Below are 14,054 nucleotides of genomic sequence, written 5' to 3' on the forward strand. Positions count from 1 at the left end.
CACCACGTGGCCGGTGCCCTCAGACCGCCTGGTAGCTGAAGAACCCCTGCCCCGACTTGCGGCCCAGCAGGCCCGACTCGACCATGCGGCGCAGCAGCGGAGGAGGAGCGTAGAGGGGTTCCCGGTACTCCTCGTACAGGGCCTCGCCTATCGCCGCCACGGTGTCCAGGCCGATGAGGTCGGCGAGGTGCAGTGGGCCCATCGGGTGGGCGCAGCCGGCGGTCATGCCCGTGTCGATGTCCTCCGCCGTCGCGGTGCCGGAGCTGACCATGCGCACGGCTGCCAGCAGATAGGGAACCAGGAGGGAGTTGACCACGAAGCCCGCGCGGTCCTGGGTGACGATCGTCTTCTTGCCCAGGGTCTCGGCGGCGAAGGCGTGTACCCGCTGTTCCGTGGCCTCGGAGGTGTGCAGCGAGGGGATCACTTCGACCAGTGGCATGACGGGTACCGGGTTGAAGAAGTGCAGGCCGACCACGGCCCGGGGCCGTCCGGTCGCGGCCGCGAGACGGGCGATGGGGATCGAGGAGGTGTTGCTGGCCAATACGGCGGACGAGTTGGTGACCACCTTGTCCAACTGCTGGAACAGCTCTGTCTTGGCGTGCTCGTCCTCGACAGCGGCTTCGATGACCAGGTCCGCGCCGGACAGCCGGGAGAGGTCGGCGGTGACCGAGATTCCGGCCAGGGCGTGTGCGCGGTCCTCCGGGCCGATGGCGCCGCGCTTCTCCGCCTTGAGCAGGGAGTCCGCGACGCCCGCCAGTCCGGCGCGGGCCCTGTCCTCGGTCACATCGCACAGCGTGACGTGCAGCCCGGCCCGGGCGCAGACCTCGGTGATGCCCCGGCCCATCTGCCCGGCGCCTACGACGCCCACGTGCTTGATCGATGTCATGTGCTCCTCCGCCTGTTCCTGTGTCCGGCGGCGGTGAGCCGACGCCGCGACGGCCTGTGGTGCGATGTCGAGCGTAGGCTGGGACAACCCATCTGACCTGCCCTGATGGTGCGTTTTCCGCGCACAAACATGCGTCGCTCCGGTGTCGGCCTGCCGTGTCACGACGAGTCGGCCCGATCACGACCGGGATGGGCTCGGCGGCCGGAGACGCGAGCACGAGGAAGAGGGCGCGGGCATCGAGGCCGGCGCCCTCCCAGCCGGGTGTGTGTGGCTGCCGAGGCGCTCTGGACAGACTGTGGGGACCGCGGACCTGCCCGCTCTGCGAGGCGTTGACGCCCGGGGTGCCGACGCCTCGCCAGGGTGTCGGGCGCGGTGGCCGGGCGCCCGCCGGAAGACGGCGGGCTCAGCCTGCGGCGACCGTGGCGGCAGCCGCCTCCCGCAGCCGGCGGATGACACCGCGCACCGCGGGCGACGTCTCCCCCCGGCGGTAGGCGCCGACCAGACTGGTCGTCAGGGGTACGTCGGCCAGCGGACGGTAGGCCACCCCCGGAATGTGCACGCGACGCAGCGAATCGGGGACCAGGGCCACCGCGAGACCACCGCCGACCAGAGTCAGCGCGGCGATGAAGTCCCGTACCGGGGGAGCACACCGCGGGCTGAAGCCCCCCCGCTCCGCTACTTCGAGGATCTGGTCGCGGCAGCCGTACTCCTCGTCGAAGTGCGGAGCCACGAAGCACTCGTCGCGCAGTCGAGCCGCCGGTACCGCCTCGTACGCCGCCAGCGGGGCGCCGGCCGGCAGCGCCAGGACGACGTCCTCGGTGAGCAGACCGGTGGCCGTGACCTCGGGCGGGTACTCCGGCCTGAAGCGCAGGAAGCCGACGTCGATGTCCCCGCAGACCAGCGCCTCCAGTTGCGCGGGTGTCTCCAACTCACGTACCTGCACGGTCAGTTCGGTGCCGGGGGCGGCGCAGCGGGTGAGGACGTCGGTGAGCACCCCGGAGAACGCCGCCGAGGCGACGTACGCGATCTGGGCGTGACCCAGTTCTCCGCGGCCGGCACGCCGACCCACGGCCTCGGCTCGGGCGGCCTGGGCGAGGGTCTGCCGTGCCTCTTCGAGGAACAGCAGCCCGGCGCCGGTGAGCGCGGGGCGAGTGCGCCGTCCTCGGTCGATCAGCCGCACGCCGAGGTGTGACTCCAGTGCCCTGACCTGGGCGCTGAGTGCCGAGGGAGCCAGATGCAGACGGTCGGCCGCTCGCGCGAAGTGCAGTTCCTCCGCGACGGTGACGAACGATTCCAGCCAGCGCAGTTCCATCGGATCCTCCATCCCGCCGGCCCGTTCCGATGAGAGAACGGGCTCGCGTGTACGGGCTGTGCGTACGGCCTGTGGTGAGCACACCCCGCGGCGGTTGTCAGGGCAGAACAGGATCGCCGCGGGGTGAGTATGGGCCGTCGGCAGCATGGCCGGCGGCGGTTCAGGGGATGACGACGTAGTTGCTGAAGCCTCCGTCGCGGTCCTCGAGTCCCGAGATCGCCTCGTTGACCCTGGCCAGCGGGAAGGGCTTGGTCTGCAGGTACGACAGGTCCAGGGCGCCGGTGGCCACCATGTCGGCGATTTCCTGCCCCTGCGCGGTGGAGAACCAGTTGGAGCCGATCAGCTGGACCTGTTCGTCCATGAGCCACTTCACGTCCACGGGCAGCCGGTCGGCCACACCGCCGACGTTGACGACCCTGCCGCCGCGGCGGACGCCCTGCATGGAGTCGAGCATCGTCTCCACCGGGGCTTTGGCGCCCAGCGCGCTGATCACGTAGTCCGCGCCCTCGCCGCCGGTGCGGGACTTGGCCCAGTCGCCGGTGGAGCCGTCGCCGAGCCGGAAGACCTCGATCCGGTCCGGGTCCAGCTCCTTGACCCGCTTGAGGAGTTCCTCGTTGCGGCCGGTCCCGAGGACCCGGGAGGCGCCGGAGGCAAGTGCGAGCAGGGTCGACGCGACACCGAGGGTGCCCGTGACCCCGTCGATGAGGGCGACCTGGCCGGGGCCGGCCGCGGCGTTCTTGAGGGCGCCGTAGGACGTGCCGATGTAGCCGAGCTTGCCGGCCTGCTCGAACGTCATGTTGTCCGGGATGTTGACGATCGAGTACTGCGGAGCGGTCATGAACTCGGCGAAACCGCCGTACGGATACAGGTCGAAGATCCGCTGGCCGTCGCGGGAGGTGCTGAAGTAGCCGTTCAGCGTGAAGTAGCGGCAGCGGCTCAGTTCACCGCCCCGGCACACCTGGCAACTGCCGCACCCGCGCAGGGGGTTCACGTAGACCCGGTCGCCGGGTTTGGTGTGCAGCACCGCCTCACCGACCGCTTCGACCACGCCCGCTGTGTCCAGGCCGAAGACGGCGGGGAACCTGGGCAGCGGCTGGTGCGGGAACCAGGTGGGCCAGTTGTTGATCACGTTGGCCATGTTCGGCACGATCCCGCACGCCTTGACCCGCACCAGCACATCGGTCGCCCGCGGGGTGGGCACGTCGATGCTGTCGATCGACATCGGCTCACCGAGCGCGTGCAGTCGTGCAGCGAGCATTTTCGCCATTGAAATACTCCTTGGAACTACTCCGTCCCGATGGTCGGGGGGCGGAGGAACTTTTCGGCGACCGAGGCGGCGGACCGGCGGCTCGGCAGTCACTTCTCACGTATTGAGGGGCCCTTACGGCGCCGAGTGCTACGACTTCGGGAACGGGTTCGGGTAATTGTCCTCAAGGTCGATGTCCAGCAGCCCCATGATGCGGACGCCGGAGTTGTACCAGGCGATGGACAACGACAGTTCGACCATCTGCCGGTCCGTCAGCAGGTCGGCGGCGGCACGCCAGGTCTCCTCCGGGACGTCCACCCGGAGCGTGGACTCCTTGGCGAGGCGCATCACCGCCTTCTCCGTCGCGTCGAACAGGCTGGACGACTCGAAGTCGGCGACCGCCGCGAGCTGTTCCTCGGTGAGCCCGGCCTTGAGACCGTGCGACTGGTGGTGCGCGACCTCGTAGGCGGACCGGGTCGCGTACCCGACGGTCAGGATCGCCAGTTCGCGCAAGCGAGGGCTGAGGTCGGCGGCCCGCAGCGCGTTGGCGTAGGTCAGGAAGGCGTCCAGCTGGGCCGGCGCGTTGGTCAGGGCGAGGAAGATATTCGCCGTCGGTACCTTGCGTTCGGCCTCCAGCCGGTCGTACAGGGGTTTCTGCGCCGGGTCCGCGTCCTCGCGGCTCAGGTAGGGCACTCGTGCCATGGCGTCTCCTCGGTGACGTGGGGGCGGAAAGGTCAGGGAGCGGACTGCTCCAGCAGGAAACGCTCCAGCGACATCGGCTTCGGCAGCTCGGCCGGCGGGATCTGCGGCACGCCGACGAAGGGGGATGCCTCGAAGTACCACTTCTCCTGGGCCGGCAGGCCCCAGCGGGCGCTGGTGTTCAGCGACGCCGCGTCCCAGCGGACGGGCTCGATCTCGGTGTCGATCGTCTGGTAGTGGCTGTTGAAGACCTCGACCCGGTGCCCGTCGGGGTCTCGGAGGTAGGTGAAAAGCATGCCGCCCGGACCGTGCCGTCCCGGGCCGCGCTCCACGCCGTCGCCGTAGCCGAGGATGCCCGCCCAGTCGCAGGCGGTGAAGATGTCGCGGCTCTCGGAGACGGTGTAGGCGAAGTGGTGCAGGGCGGGCCCGGTGTTCTCCACGATCGCAAGGTCGAGGCAGGTGCCCTTGCGGTACATGAACGCGCCCAGCAGCTTGTCGCCGTGCTCCAGGTACTCCGAGTTGCGGAAGCCGAGTTCGCTGTAGAACGCGCACAGCTCGTAGGTGTCGGGCGCGAAGATCTGGTAGTGGTCCAACCGCTGCGCGTGGGCGCCCTTGTAGTGCTCGAAGTCGATGTGCAGGCGCGGGCGGGTCTCCATGTGCGCGCACAGTTCGAGTGGGGTGCCGATGGGGTCGCTGACGTGCAGGGTGCGGCCCTGGTACGGCGCGTCGACCCACTCGGCCGGCAGTCCCCGCTCACGGAACCACGTGTACGCGATGTCGAGGTCCTCGTCGAAGAAGACCCGGTAGCCGACCCTCCTGCACGATCCGGCGCCCTCGCCGTCCTCGATGGCCCGCTCCAGCACGAGGCTGTGATGGCAGGCTTCGGCCAGACCGCGGAGGTAGCAGGTGCGGTCGTCCTCGTCGCTGACGACGAGGCCCAGCGCGTTCACGTAGAAGTTCCGGCTCTCGGCCAGGTCGGCGACCGTGAGGCGGACGTGACTGGAGCGGGTGATGTTGAAACTCGGGCGCAGATTGACGGGTGGCAGCATGCTGGTCTCCGTACTCGGATCGGCTCTGGAATTCGGTGGCGGTGATATTCGAAGCCGTTTACGGCCTGGCCGCAAAGGACCCCGGGTCGGCGAAGGGGAACGCGGACCATCCGCTGAATTCCGCTGACGAGCCGAGGGACTCCTCGATCCGCAGAACCTCGTTCCACTTCGCCATTCGCTCGGACCGGGTGAAGGACCCCACCTTCAGCTGGCCGGCGTCCCAGCCGACGCTCAGATGGGCGATCGTGATGTCCTCGGTCTCCCCGGACCGGGCCGAGACGATCGTGCCGAAGCCCGCCTCCTTTCCGGCCTGAAGCGCCTGGAACGCCTCCGTGACCGTGCCGACCTGGTTCGGCTTGATGAGGACGGCGTTGGCCGCTCCGCCGGTGGCCGCGGCCTCCACCCGCTTGGCGTTCGTGACGAGGTAGTCGTCGCCGATCACCTGGCAGTGGCGGCCATGGCGCCGGGTGAACTCCATCATCCCTTCGTGGTCGTCCTCGCCCACCGGGTCCTCGACGGACAGGATCGGGTACTGCCTGATCCAGCCGCCCAGCATGTCGATCAGCGCTTCGGTGTCCAGTGTGCGGTCATCCAGGGCCAGGGTGTACTTCCCGGCGCCGCCGAACTGCGAGGCCGCCACGTCCAGCGAGATGCCCACCTGGATCGAGGGCGCGAAACCCGCGGTGTCGATGGCCAGGGTGAGCGTCTCAAGCGCCTCCTCGTTCGAGTCGAACGCAGGCCAGAATCCGCCCTCGTCGGCGACGCCCTGGGCCTTGCCCGCCTTGCGCATCAGGCTGCCGGCGGCCCGGTAGATCTCCGCCGTCCAGTCCAGGGCCTCGGAGAAGCTCCGGGCCGCCGGGCAGACCACCATGAAGTCCTGGACGTCGACGCGGCGGTCGGCGTGGGCGCCGCCGCCGAAGATCTGGATCTCCGGCAGCGGGATGCGCACCGGCCGTCCGTCCGCCAGGTGCTGCCACAGCGGTACGCCCGCCGAGGCGGCACTTGCGTGCAGGACCGCCATGGATGTGGCCACGATCGCGTTGCCGCCGAGACGGCAGCGGTCGGGGGTTCCGTCCAGGTCGACCAGGAGGCGGTCGACGGCTTCCTGGTCGCCCGTGGCGAGGCCGAGGAGGGCGGGTGCGATCTCGTGGTTTACCGACGCCACCGCGCGCTGGACGTCGAGTCCTCCGAAGCGGTCCCCGCCGTCGCGCAGGTCGAGCGCCTCGCCCTGGCCCATCGAGGCCCCGGCGGGCGCGATGGCCCGCCCGATCGCGCCGTCCGCGAGGTGGACCTCGACCTCGACGGTCGGCCGACCGCGGGAGTCCCACACCCTGCGGCCGTGGAGCTTGGCGATCCGCGTGTCTGTCATTGCGGTGCGACCTTTCGGAGTTCTGGTTCATGAGAGGGGGCGATGCCGGTGTCCGTGCCTGTCGTGCGTGGGACGGCTGCCCCTCGGCACGAGGCGGAGGAAAACCCTTGCCGGCGGACGGCGGACCCCAGGTGTGGCACCCGGTTCGGTACTGCGGTGCCGCACACGAGCGGAGGGGGCGTACGGCTCTCTTCGTCGTCGTGGCGGGCCGAGGAGGAAGTCCGGGCGCCGACGGGCGATGGCGAGGGTTGCTCGACAATCACGGCTCAGAAATGCTAACGATAGCGCAATCCTCCGGAGAGTCGGAGGTCCTGTCAAGGGGCTGTTGGAGGCGGTTCGCTGAGCGTCTCTACGGTATTGGCTCGTCCTAAGGTGAGTGCTATCGTTCGCATAATCCGTCGTGCCCCGGCAACGGATACTCCGGCGGACCGCGCTCTTCCTGGACGGACGGACAGCGCAGGCGGGCGCGGTCCGTCCGTCCGGATCGTTGCCGAAACCGAAAGCGAGCCCCCTATGGCATCCGAGCCCTCGGTGACGCCGATGATTCTCACCACGGTCGTCGCCAGCACACGTCCCGGTCGGGTGGGCAGATCCATCGCCGACTGGTTCACCTCCCGGGCCGCGCAGTACGACGGATTCGAGTCGCACCTCGTCGACCTGCGTGAACTGGCTCTGCCCTTCTATGACGAGCCGCATCCGCCGGCCCTGCGGCAGTACACGAAGAGCCACACCCGGGAATGGAGCCGGATCGTCGACGCGTCGGACGCGTTCGTCTTCGTCACCCCGGAGTACAACGGCGGCTTCCCGGCCCCGCTGAAGAACGCGTGGGACTACCTCGTCGTGGAGTGGCAGCACAAGCCGGCAGCGTTCGTCGGCTACGGGGGTGTCTCGGCGGGCACCCGGGCGGTGCAGATGGCCAAGCAGGTCGTGGCGAACCTCAGGATGCTGCCGATCGGCCCGACCGTGAGCATCCCGTTCGTGAGCGAAGTCGTCGAGGACGGTCTTTTCCGACCCGGCAAGATACACGAGGCCGCCGCCGAGCAGATGCTCGACGAACTCGCGCGCACCGCCCGCGTCATGGGACGGCTGCGCAGCGGTACTTGCTGATGGCATCGCGGATGTGGAGGCGCCTGGAGCGATGTGCTCCGGGCGCCTTCACACGTCGGCGGGCGAGCCCGCCCACGGATCTCGCTCCTCGGTAAGGGGCCCGGTCGGCGTCAGGCAGGCTCAGCCGCGCCCGATGGGGGCCTTTTCCGGCGGTGGCGCCGTGCTGCCGCGCACGACCAGCGATCCAGGGGAGACCGAGGTGTACGGGCCGTCGTTGTCCGGCTTGGTCTTGAGGCGGCGCATCAGCCACAGCGCGCAGCCGGTGGCCATCTCCTGGATCGGCAGACCGGTCGTGGTGAGTCCCGGCCCCCACCAGGAGAACCCCGGCTCGTCCCCGAACCCGACGACGGACAGTTCGCCGGGCACCTGCACGCCCTGCTCGGAAAGCTCCTTCAGGACGCCCAGGGTGAGCTGGGTCGACCCCAGGACGAGCGCGGTGGGTGCGTCCGGGCCGCTCAACAGCCGGCGCGTCGCCCGGCGGCCGTGGTCCACGGACGAGGGCGGCCACAGCTCCGTGCGCCCGGCGTCGTCCGGCAGGCCGCCTTCGCGCAGGGCGCTGCGGAAACCGCGCAGCCGCTCCGCGCCCGTGGGCAGTTCCTCGGGGCCGCCCATGTACGCGATGTCGGTGTGGCCCAGCGCCACCAGGTGAGCCGTGGCCTGACGCAGCGCCTCGTGGTCGTCCACGCCGAACCACTGCGAACCCAGCGCGGGGTGGCGGCGCAGCAGTTGCAGGTGCGGCACCGTCCGCAGCAGCTTCGCGGAGTCGCCGTGAGGGCGGGCGGTGGGCACGATGATGACGCCGGCCACGCGGTTCGCGGACAGCTCCCGCAGATGGCGCAGCTCCACCATCCGGTCGTCGTCGGTCTCCGAGAGCATCAGCTGGAAGCCCTCGGCTTCCATGTTCTTGGACAGCTCGTGGGCGATGGTCGAGTAGAAGCTGTTGCGGATGTCCGGGATCACCAGCGCGACCACGTTGCTGGACGCTCCGCGCATCATCCGCGCTGCCCGGTTGCCGACGTACCCCATCTCGGACGCGGCCTGGCGGACCCGGAACTTGGTCTCCTCGCTGATGCGGGGATCGTCGGAGAGCGCCCGGCCGACCGTGGAGACGGAGATCCCGAGACGTTCGGCGATGTCCTTGGTCGTGATCACGTGAAGGCCCCTCGATCGGCTGGTTCGGGTCCGCGACTTTCCGTGTGCCAACGATAGCAATCTCATTGCGCTCCGTGTCGGCCGGATAGGCAGGAAGCCAAGGTTGATCATCACCCTCGTGCTAACGTTAGCATCGCTGGATGGGCCGTGCAGTCGCCCGCGACTGCCTAGTTGCGGAGGTTCCCTTGCGGATCGTCAGGTATGCCGTCGACGGCGTTCGCCACTACGGAGAATTCGAAGACGGTGACACCAGGATCGCCAGATTCGAGGGCGACCCCTTCGTCGGGTTGTCCCCTACGGGGCACGTCGACGAAGTGGGCGACGTGGTCGTTCTCTCGCCACTCGAAAGGCCGCGGATCTTCGGGTTCGCCTACAACTACGCCTCGCACATCGACGAGACCGACCGGGACGTCCCGGAAGTTCCCGTGTGCTTCATGAAGCCGAGTACGGCCGTTGTCGGTCCGGGGGATTCCATCGTCTATCCGGCGGACGGCGAACTGATCCATTTCGAGGGCGAGTTGGTCGTCGTCATCGGAAAGGGAGCCCGCCATGTGAAGCCTTCCGAGGCCCATGAGTACATCCTCGGCTATACGTGCGGAAACGATGTCAGCGACCGCGTCGTCCAGCGCAAGGAAAGTAAATTCGGAACTCTGCTGATCGGCAAGGGGCAGGACACGTTCGCTCCCCTGGGGCCGGTCATCGCGACCGAGCTCGATCCGTCCGCGCTGTCGTTGACCACCCGTGTGAATGGCGCAGTCATGCAGTCCGCGAGCACGGCCGACCTACTGCTCGCGGTTCCCGACCTCGTCGCCTATCTCAGCCGCTATCTGACGCTGCTGCCCGGAGACGCGATCATGACCGGTACGCCGTCCGGCGTCGGTCCGATCCGCCCGGGAGACGAGGTCGAGGTGGAGATCGAGGGCGTCGGTGTCCTGCGCAACCCGGTCGTGGCCGAGACTCGTTGAACGGGCGGCCGCTCGCCAGGGCCTGTTCCACTGCTCAGCAGTGGAACAGGCCCTTTGGTGGGTCGGCGTCGTGCCCCTGTCCTGCCGGTGGAATGACACCGTGTCGCACCGGCCGGGGGCTGGTGCGACACGGGTGACAGATTGGAACTGGGCCGACCCGTCAGCGGACCGCGTTGTTGAACCGTGAGGTGCGGACGAAGGCGAGGGCGGCGACGCCCACCAGCGGCAGCACCGTCACCTGCAGCAGCCCGGCCCGGCTCCAGCCGAAGGAGTCCACGAGGGCGGCGAAGAGCAGGCCCGAGAACGCCGCCGTGCCGTAGTAGCTGGTGACGAAGAGGCCGGAGGCGCGTCCGATCTGCTCGGGGCGGACCGCCCGCTGCATTGCGCTGTTGGTGTTCGGATAGATGAAGCCCAGGCCGAAGGCGCCCATGAGGAAGGCGAACACGCACTGCACGCCGACGCCGGCCTGTGTCTGGTAGATGCACGCGCTGATCGCGGAGACGGCCAGCAGACTCACGATCAGCAGGGTTCGCTGGTTGACGCGGTCGCCGAGCCAGCCGCCGAGAACGGCCGTCATGCCGCCGAAGCCGAGGAAGCTCATGGACAGTGCGGCCTGCTCGGCGGTGTAGTGCAGCGAGGTGATGAGGTACGTCGGGTAGAGGCCGAGGAACCCGTAGATGGCCACCCCGCTGACGACCGAGTGGACGGCCAGCGCGAGGGTGTTGCGGTTGTAGGCGGAGGCCGGCATGTACTCGTAGGTCCTGGTCGAGACGACCCTCTCGGCGGAGCGTTCCGTCAGCCCGGTTTTCACCAGGAACAGGGAGACGGCGGCGATCAGCAGCCCGGCGGTGCCGAACAGGTAGAAGGGCGAGTGCCAGGTGCCGTGCATGCTCATCAGCCGGACGCCGATGAGCGGGGCGATGAACACGCCGACGGAGTAGCCCAGGCCGATGACGCCGAAGGCGAGACCGCGCCGGTGGGCGAAGAAGGCGCCGATCGCCGCGAAGATGGCGGCGGACTGCATGCCCTCACCGAAACCCGAGACGACCCGGTACAGGGTCATGTCGGCGAGACCGGTCGCCAGCGGCGTGGCCATCGTGCCGAGCGAGTAGATCACCATGCTGACCAGCAGCACGGTCTTGCGGCGGAAGCGGTCCAGGAGGTAGCCCGCGGGCAGGCCGGCCAGGGCCATCCCCAGGGTGAAGTTCGTCGCCAGCAGTCCACCCTGCTCCAGCGAGAACCCGTACTCCGCACGGATGTTGGGCAGTAGCGGCGGGAAGACCTGGCGGTCCATCGCGTTGACCATGTAGGAGAGGACCACCAGCAGGAAGCCCACTCCGATCATGACCCGGGAAAGGGAGGGGAGGCTGCTTTCCTGTGCTTCGCCGATGGGCGCTGTACTGGTGTCGACTTGCGCTGCGTGAGTCATAGCGGCTCCTGAGAGGGAATGGGCCGCGGCAGGCCGCGGAGGATCCATCGCCGGTACGGGGCGGTACGGGCGGTGACGAGAAGCGGTGAGCTGAACACGGACTCGCGTCGGCGACGGCGAGATGTCGTCGGCGACTGGCGGATCGGGGCGCGAGCTGCCGCGCGGTCGGACACCGCATGCGGAATTCAGCCCATGATTTCGCCCGTCGGGGACGTCCGTGGCTATGACGTCTTCGACAGCCGGACCTCGTGCGGACACTTATCGGTCACATGGTCGGCGTTGGCAGAAACCATGAAGGGAAGCGTCGGGCGCGTCAAGACGTGAACAGCGGATTTCTTCGGTACTCCTCGCTTTCTCTCTCGGTAAGCGTTTTCCCCGCCCGCGGCAGAGTCCTGCCGTGGGGTCTCGTCGAATAGGCGCACGCCGCGCCCTTGACGCGCCTCAGCCTCCAAATGCTATCGTTAGCATCGCGTGGCTATGACAGAGTCACGAGACGTGCCCCGGCATCTCGTGACCCGTTCCAGGGACGTACCGCGGCGTCTGGACCGACCACAAGTCGGCGGGCGCCGGCAACCGAACCGAGCCCTGCGACCCTTTCCCTGTCCGCTCCGCCCGCGGTGGCCGACAGCCTTATCGGACAGGCCGTCGGCCCTTCGCGGGCGACGATCAAAACCGCTCACCGGGCGCGGCCGGGTATGACGCCCGGCCGCCGGTCGCGGCCGTACGATTCTGCGAGGACGACCTGCCATGACTTCACCGAGCCGCCTGGGCACCGTGCTGCTCACCGACTACGCCTGGCCCGACGACTCCGTCGAGCGATCGGTCATCGAGGAGGCCGGCCACACCCTTGTGACCGGCCCCGCGGAGCCTGCCTCCGCCGAGGCGATCGAGGAGCTGGTCGCCGAGCACCGGCCCGCCGGGATCCTCACCTGCTGGGCGCCCGTCTCCGCCACCGCGATCGGCGCCTCGCCGGAGTTGCGGATCGTGGCCAGACTCGGCGTCGGCCTCGACAACATCGCCGTGGACGCCGCCACCGAGCGGGGCGTGTGGGTCACCAACGTCCCGGACTACTGCGTCGAGGAGGTCTCGGACCACGCCGTCGGCATGGTGCTGGCCTGGACACGGGGCCTGGCCGTGTTCGACCGCGAGGTCCGGGCCGGCCGCTGGGACCCCGCGAGCGCCCGGCTTCGCCGGCTGTCGACGCTGACCTGCGGCATCGTCGGCTATGGACGTATCGGACGGGCCACCGCGCGCAAGCTCGACGCGTTCGGCTGCCGGATCCTGGCCCATGACCCCTTCCCGCCGAAGGACGCCCCCGGCGTCGAGCTGACCGGTCTGGAGGAGCTGCTGCGCCGCAGCGACGTCGTGATCCTCCACGTGCCCCTGACACCCGACACCCACCACATCATCGGCGCGGAGCAGCTGGCGCTGATGAAGCAGGGCGGTCTCCTGGTCAACGTCAGCCGAGGCGGCCTGGTGGACACCGACGCGGTCGTCAAGGCACTCGACAGCGGGCACCTCGACTCGGCCGCCTTCGACGTACTGGAGTCCGAACCGCATGTCCCTGCCCCCCTGTTGGACCAGCCCGGCGCGCTGATCACCCCGCACGTCGCCTTCTCCTCCGACGCCTCGGTCACGGAACTGCGCCGCCGCGCCGCGGAGGAAGTCGTACGGATCCTGGCGGGCGAGGCACCGGCCCACCCCCGCAACAACCCCCGCGACCTGACCGCCGGACCGGGTGACCAGGGATGAGCCCGACCTCCGCGCCGACGAGCCCGGACCCTGTGCTGGCCGACTTCCTGGTCGCCCACGAACTCGCCGGGCCGGGCGAAGCCGCACGCTGGACGCCGCTGGCCGGCGGCGTCTCCTCCGACCTGTGGCGGGTGGACCTGCCGGGGCGCTCCCTCTGCGTCAAGCGGGCCCTGGCCCGACTGCGGGTCGCGGCCGACTGGCAGGCGCCGGTGTCGCGCAACGCCTACGAATGGGCGTGGATGCGGTTCGCGTCCCGGCACCGGCCGGAAAGCGTGCCGGAGCTGCTGGCCCACGACCCCGAAGCCGGCCTCTTCGCGATGGCGTTCCTGCCTCCCGAGCAGTACCCGATGTGGAAGGCCCAACTTCTCGCCGGCGAGGTGGACGTGGCGACCGCGACGGCCGTCGGAGAGGCGCTCGGCGCTCTGCACTCGGCGAGCGCGGGCGACACCGCCCTCGCCGCCGAGTTCGCCACCGACGACAACTTCCACGCGCTGCGCATCGAGCCGTACCTGCTCGCCACCGCGGCTGCACACCCGGCCCTGAGCGACATCCTCCACAGCCTCTCCGAGCGCACGGCCACCACACACCTGGCGCTGGTGCACGGCGACGTCAGTCCGAAGAACATCCTCGTCGGCCCGTCGGGTCCCGTCCTCCTGGACGCGGAGTGCGCCTGGTACGGAGACCCGGCCTTCGACCTCGCCTTCTGCATCAACCACCTGCTCCTCAAGAGCCTGGTGGTGCCAGGTGGCCGTGCCGAACTCCTGCACTCCGCCCGTGCGTTGGCCGAGGCATACGCCCGGTGCGTCGACTGGGAGCCCCGACCCGACATCGAGGCACGGGCCGCGTCCCTGTTGCCGGCGCTGCTGCTCGCGCGCGTGGACGGCAAGTCCCCGGTCGAGTATCTGACGGACGACCGGCACCAGTTGTTCGTACGCACGGTGGCCTCGGCCCTGCTGCGAGCGCCCGCACCCACGGTGGCCGGCGTCCTGGACGCCTGGGCAACGGCCATCGAGACCCCGACCGAGGCCGACGGTAACCGGCCCGACTGACCGACCGGTTCGACGCGTCCGGCGGAACCGACCGAGGAG

At 69.4% G+C, this 14,054-nt stretch carries 12 protein-coding genes; 4 read left to right on the forward strand and 8 right to left on the reverse strand.

Annotated elements, in window-relative coordinates; translation table 11 throughout:
• Nucleotides 1-19: 19 nt before the first annotated feature.
• The 6 genes from ACH45E_RS25450 to eno form a co-directional block, all read right to left on the reverse strand.
• The gene (locus ACH45E_RS25450) at nt 20-886 is read right to left on the reverse strand and encodes a 3-hydroxybutyryl-CoA dehydrogenase (RefSeq protein ID WP_361439800.1); all 867 of its coding nucleotides are present in this window, start codon (nt 884-886) and stop codon (nt 20-22) included.
• 403 nt (nt 887-1,289) lie between these two features.
• Entirely contained in the window at nt 1,290-2,198 is a 909-nt protein-coding gene (locus tag ACH45E_RS25455) for a LysR substrate-binding domain-containing protein (protein WP_361439803.1), read from the reverse strand.
• Nucleotides 2,199-2,358: 160 nt separating this feature from the next.
• Nucleotides 2,359-3,456 carry an alcohol dehydrogenase catalytic domain-containing protein gene (locus ACH45E_RS25460; RefSeq protein WP_361439806.1) on the reverse strand — a complete coding sequence of 366 codons (1,098 nt, stop codon included), beginning with the start codon at nt 3,454-3,456 and terminating at the stop codon, nt 2,359-2,361.
• A 138-nt stretch (nt 3,457-3,594) separates the two neighbouring features.
• Nucleotides 3,595-4,146 (reverse strand): carboxymuconolactone decarboxylase family protein, encoded by a 552-nt coding sequence (locus tag ACH45E_RS25465; protein WP_361439809.1) that lies wholly within the window; start codon nt 4,144-4,146, stop codon nt 3,595-3,597.
• A gap of 32 nt (nt 4,147-4,178) precedes the next feature.
• Nucleotides 4,179-5,192, reverse strand: coding sequence for a VOC family protein (locus tag ACH45E_RS25470; RefSeq protein WP_361439812.1), 1,014 nt, complete (start codon nt 5,190-5,192; stop codon nt 4,179-4,181).
• A 58-nt stretch (nt 5,193-5,250) separates the two neighbouring features.
• Complete coding sequence (gene eno, locus ACH45E_RS25475; RefSeq protein WP_361439815.1) at nt 5,251-6,561, reverse strand: phosphopyruvate hydratase; 1,311 nt, start codon at nt 6,559-6,561, stop codon at nt 5,251-5,253.
• Between the two features lie 513 nt (nt 6,562-7,074).
• Between eno and ACH45E_RS25480 the strand changes: the two genes are divergently transcribed.
• Entirely contained in the window at nt 7,075-7,668 is a 594-nt protein-coding gene (locus ACH45E_RS25480) for an NAD(P)H-dependent oxidoreductase (protein ID WP_361439818.1), read from the forward strand.
• Nucleotides 7,669-7,788: 120 nt separating this feature from the next.
• On the opposite strand, the gene ACH45E_RS25485 is transcribed toward ACH45E_RS25480, so the two are convergent.
• Complete coding sequence (locus ACH45E_RS25485) at nt 7,789-8,820, reverse strand: LacI family DNA-binding transcriptional regulator (protein WP_361439821.1); 1,032 nt, start codon at nt 8,818-8,820, stop codon at nt 7,789-7,791.
• 140 nt (nt 8,821-8,960) lie between these two features.
• Between ACH45E_RS25485 and ACH45E_RS25490 the strand changes: the two genes are divergently transcribed.
• Entirely contained in the window at nt 8,961-9,785 is an 825-nt protein-coding gene (locus ACH45E_RS25490; protein WP_361439824.1) for a fumarylacetoacetate hydrolase family protein, read from the forward strand.
• A 160-nt stretch (nt 9,786-9,945) separates the two neighbouring features.
• On the opposite strand, the gene ACH45E_RS25495 is transcribed toward ACH45E_RS25490, so the two are convergent.
• Nucleotides 9,946-11,214 (reverse strand): MFS transporter, encoded by a 1,269-nt coding sequence (locus tag ACH45E_RS25495; RefSeq protein WP_361439827.1) that lies wholly within the window; start codon nt 11,212-11,214, stop codon nt 9,946-9,948.
• Nucleotides 11,215-11,961: 747 nt separating this feature from the next.
• Between ACH45E_RS25495 and ACH45E_RS25500 the strand changes: the two genes are divergently transcribed.
• Nucleotides 11,962-12,966: a C-terminal binding protein gene (locus tag ACH45E_RS25500; RefSeq protein WP_361439830.1), complete on the forward strand. Its 1,005-nt coding sequence runs from the start codon at nt 11,962-11,964 to the stop codon at nt 12,964-12,966.
• Entirely contained in the window at nt 12,963-14,015 is a 1,053-nt protein-coding gene (locus tag ACH45E_RS25505) for an aminoglycoside phosphotransferase family protein (RefSeq protein WP_361439833.1), read from the forward strand. The genes ACH45E_RS25500 and ACH45E_RS25505 overlap by 4 nt, the downstream gene beginning before the upstream one ends.
• Nucleotides 14,016-14,054: the final 39 nt, after the last annotated feature.

Origin of the sequence: Streptomyces sp. NPDC020299 (assembly GCF_044387825.1) — a bacterium.
Classification (GTDB): Bacteria; Actinomycetota; Actinomycetes; order Streptomycetales; family Streptomycetaceae; genus Streptomyces.

What these genes read in the sequence shown, in the direction of transcription:
- ACH45E_RS25495 (WP_361439827.1), bottom strand. Translation starts at nt 11,214, where the DNA reads ATGACTCACGCAGCGCAAGTCGACACCAGTACAGCGCCCATCGGCGAA.
- ACH45E_RS25455 (WP_361439803.1), bottom strand. Translation starts at nt 2,198, where the DNA reads ATGGAACTGCGCTGGCTGGAATCGTTCGTCACCGTCGCGGAGGAACTG.
- ACH45E_RS25490 (WP_361439824.1), top strand. Translation starts at nt 8,961, where the DNA reads ATGGGCCGTGCAGTCGCCCGCGACTGCCTAGTTGCGGAGGTTCCCTTG.
- ACH45E_RS25500 (WP_361439830.1), top strand. Translation starts at nt 11,962, where the DNA reads ATGACTTCACCGAGCCGCCTGGGCACCGTGCTGCTCACCGACTACGCC.
- ACH45E_RS25470 (WP_361439812.1), bottom strand. Translation starts at nt 5,192, where the DNA reads ATGCTGCCACCCGTCAATCTGCGCCCGAGTTTCAACATCACCCGCTCC.
- ACH45E_RS25460 (WP_361439806.1), bottom strand. Translation starts at nt 3,456, where the DNA reads ATGCTCGCTGCACGACTGCACGCGCTCGGTGAGCCGATGTCGATCGAC.
- ACH45E_RS25505 (WP_361439833.1), top strand. Translation starts at nt 12,963, where the DNA reads ATGAGCCCGACCTCCGCGCCGACGAGCCCGGACCCTGTGCTGGCCGAC.
- ACH45E_RS25450 (WP_361439800.1), bottom strand. Translation starts at nt 886, where the DNA reads ATGACATCGATCAAGCACGTGGGCGTCGTAGGCGCCGGGCAGATGGGC.
- eno (WP_361439815.1), bottom strand. Translation starts at nt 6,561, where the DNA reads ATGACAGACACGCGGATCGCCAAGCTCCACGGCCGCAGGGTGTGGGAC.
- ACH45E_RS25480 (WP_361439818.1), top strand. Translation starts at nt 7,075, where the DNA reads ATGGCATCCGAGCCCTCGGTGACGCCGATGATTCTCACCACGGTCGTC.
- ACH45E_RS25465 (WP_361439809.1), bottom strand. Translation starts at nt 4,146, where the DNA reads ATGGCACGAGTGCCCTACCTGAGCCGCGAGGACGCGGACCCGGCGCAG.